General features: G+C 71.5%; 1 protein-coding gene. It reads left to right on the top strand.

From position 1 onward, the window contains the following. Positions 1 to 172 precede the first annotated feature (172 nt). Positions 173 to 3,004: protein kinase domain-containing protein (locus D7Y13_RS40345; RefSeq protein WP_120631014.1), on the top strand; the 2,832-nt coding region annotated here is incomplete at its 3' end.

The raw sequence follows: 3,004 nt of genomic DNA, 5'->3' as shown, positions 1-3,004 counted from the left end.
CGCCTCCTCCGCCCCTCCCCGCGCACCACCTCTCCGGTGTCGGACACTTCGCGGAGGCCCTGTCCTCACCCGGACGGAGGCCCCATCCCCGTAAACCCTGGCATCTGCCCAGAAACCGGGGTCCGGGCCTTTCGCGACCCTCCCTTCACAGGTGTAGAGTCGGACCCCTTCAATGGCTGGGACGACGCTGACGCTCACTCCGGACGGGTTCCGCGGCCGGGTGTTGGGCAAGTACGAGGTGCTCTGCCGCCTGTCCACGGGCGGGATGGCGGAGATTTTCCTCGCGGCCCAGAAGGGGCTCGCCGGCTTCCGCAAGATGGTGGTGCTGAAGCAGATCCTCCCCGACATCCGGGGCGAGGAGGAGTTCGTCCGGATGTTCCTGGACGAGGCCAAGGTGACGGCCGCGTTCAACCACCCCCACATCGCGCACGTGTACGACCTGGACGTGGCGGACGGGGAGCTGTTCCTCGCGATGGAGTTCGTGCCGGGCGCCACGCTGGTGGAGGTGGCCCGCGCGTGCCGCTCCGCCCACGAGCCCATCCCCATGGGCTTGAGCCTGATGGCGGTGCGCGACACGGCGGTGGCGCTCAACTACGCGCACGCCTTCACGGACCCGCTCGGCCGGCCGTCCCCCGTGGTGCACCGGGACGTGGCCGAGAAGAACATCATGGTGACGTACGAAGGCGTCACCAAGCTGCTCGACTTCGGCATCGCCAAGAGCCTGGCCCGCGCGGGCCGCACCGCCGTGGGCATGGTGAAGGGCACCAGCGGCTACATGTCGCCGGAGCAGATCATGGGCGACCCGCTGGACGCCCGCAGCGACCTGTTCAGCCTGGGCGTGGTGCTGCACGAGTGCCTCACCGGCATGCGGCTGTTCTACGCGAAGAGCGCCGACGCGATGATGAACGCGGTGCTGAGCGGCGAGGTGACGGCGCCCTCACGCGTGAACAAGCAGATTCCTCCGGAGCTGGACGCCATCGTCCTCAAGGCGCTCGCGAAGCGGCGCGAGGACCGCTACGCCACCACGCTGGAGTTCGCCCGCGCCATCGAGCGCGCCGTGGGCCCGCGCATCTGGCACCCCGAACAGAGCAGCGAATTGATGCTGCGCCTGTTCTCCGAGCGCCGCGACCAGACCCGCCTGCTGCTCATGAGCGGCCAGTCGACCGGGGACGGAACCTCCAGCGAGACGCAGGTCGCGCAGGTGCTGGCCCGGGGCGCGGAGCTGCCGGAACCGGCCACACTCCCCCCCACCGGCCTGCCGCAGATCTCCTCCGCGCTGCCGCCGCGTCCGTCCGCGCCGGTGAAGCCGCCCGCGCCGGCCAAGGCCTCCCCGCCGCCCGCGAATGCACAGGGCCGCCGCAACACGACGGAAGAGCTCGCCGTGCGGAAGCCGGCATCCGCGCTCCCGCCGTCGCGCCGGGTCACGTCCCCCATCACGGAGCCGCATCGTCCGCCGCACGATGTGCTGAACGAGAGCCCCGAGGATTCCGACCCCGGCGTGCGCACGCAGCCAGCCCTGCCGCCCGTGGTGTTGGATCCGGTCCTGCGCATCACGCCGTCCACCGTCACGACCTCCCCCGGCTACGTCGAGGGAGAGACGATCCTCACGCCCCTGTCCCGCGTGGGTTCGCAGCCCGCGGAGGACCCGAAGGCACGCGGCACCCGGGAGCCTCCGGTCTTCGTGCCTCCGGAGGAGCCCCGTGCGCGGTCCACGAGGGACCACGCCAACGGCTCCGAGGACGCGCGGGGGCGCTCCGCGCGCGATGCCGCGAACAGCGCCGAGGAGGCTCGGCACCGGCCTTCACGCGACGCCGCGAATGGATCCACCGAGGACGCGCGTCCGAAGCCTCCACGCGAAGCCTTCAACGGATCCGCGGAAGACTCCCGTCCACGGCCTCCGCGAGAGGCCACGAACAACAGTGCCGAAGAAACACGCGTCCGTTCCACGCGCGACGTCGCGAACGGCAGCGCTGACGATTCCCGTCCACGACCTCCGCGCGAGGCCGTGAATGGCGGTGCTGAAGACATACGGGCCCGCTCCGCACGCGATGCCTCGAATGGATCCACCGAGGACGCACGGGGCCGTTCCGGACGTGACGCCGCGAACGGATCCACTGAAGACGCACGGACGCGCTCCGCACGCGATAACGCGAACGGATCCGCTGAAGACGCGCGGTCCCGGGCTCCACGCGAGAGCACGAACGGATCCGCTGAAGACGCACGAGGGCGCTCCGCACGCGACGCCGCGAATGGCAGCACCGAGGACGCACGAGGACGCTCCGGACGTGACGCCGCGAATGGGTCCACCGAGGACGCACGAAGTCGTTCCGCACGCGATGCCGTGAACAGCAGCACCGAGGACGCACGGCACCGGCCTTCACGTGACGCCGCGAATGGCTCCGCTGAAGACTCACGGCCTCGGCCACCGCGCGACGCGGCGAACGGCGGTGCTGAAGACTCCCGCCCCCGGCCTCCGCGTGCGTCCACCCAGGACAGCATGCGCGTCACCCTGCCGCACAACGCGCTCTCCGCGTCGCTCAGCGACAACGAAACCTCCATCTCCCGCGTGCCGTCCCTTCCTTCGGATGAAGCGCCGGAGAACACGCCTGCGGTCCGCCGCTCGCCTTCGTCCCGCCGCAAGCAGTCCACGCCCCCCACCCGCTCCAACGGGGCGCGCGCCTCCGGCCGCCCCACCGAGCCCCACGACTTCCTGGATGAGCCCGCTCCCCGCCGTGGCCGGGCCGGGCTCATCGCGGCCTGCGTCGTGTTCCTCGCCGTCGCGGGCCTCGGCACCACCGTGGCGCTCGGTCTGGATGGCGGACGCGTGGCCTCGCTGTGGAACTCGGCGCGCGGGCGGAACCCGACCGGGAAGTCCTCCACAACTTCTCCACCGCCCCCCACGGAGCCGGAAGCGCGAGAGACCGAACCGACGGCCCCCGCCGTCCCAGCGCCGACGTCGGCGCCGGAACCGGCCACCGAACTCGCCGACACCCCGCCCGAGAGC

Origin of the sequence: Corallococcus praedator, from assembly GCF_003612125.1 — a bacterium.
Classification (GTDB): domain Bacteria; phylum Myxococcota; class Myxococcia; order Myxococcales; family Myxococcaceae; genus Corallococcus; species Corallococcus praedator.
Note: the sequence above shows the minus strand (reverse complement) of the source record. Positions and strands in the feature narration are given on the sequence as shown.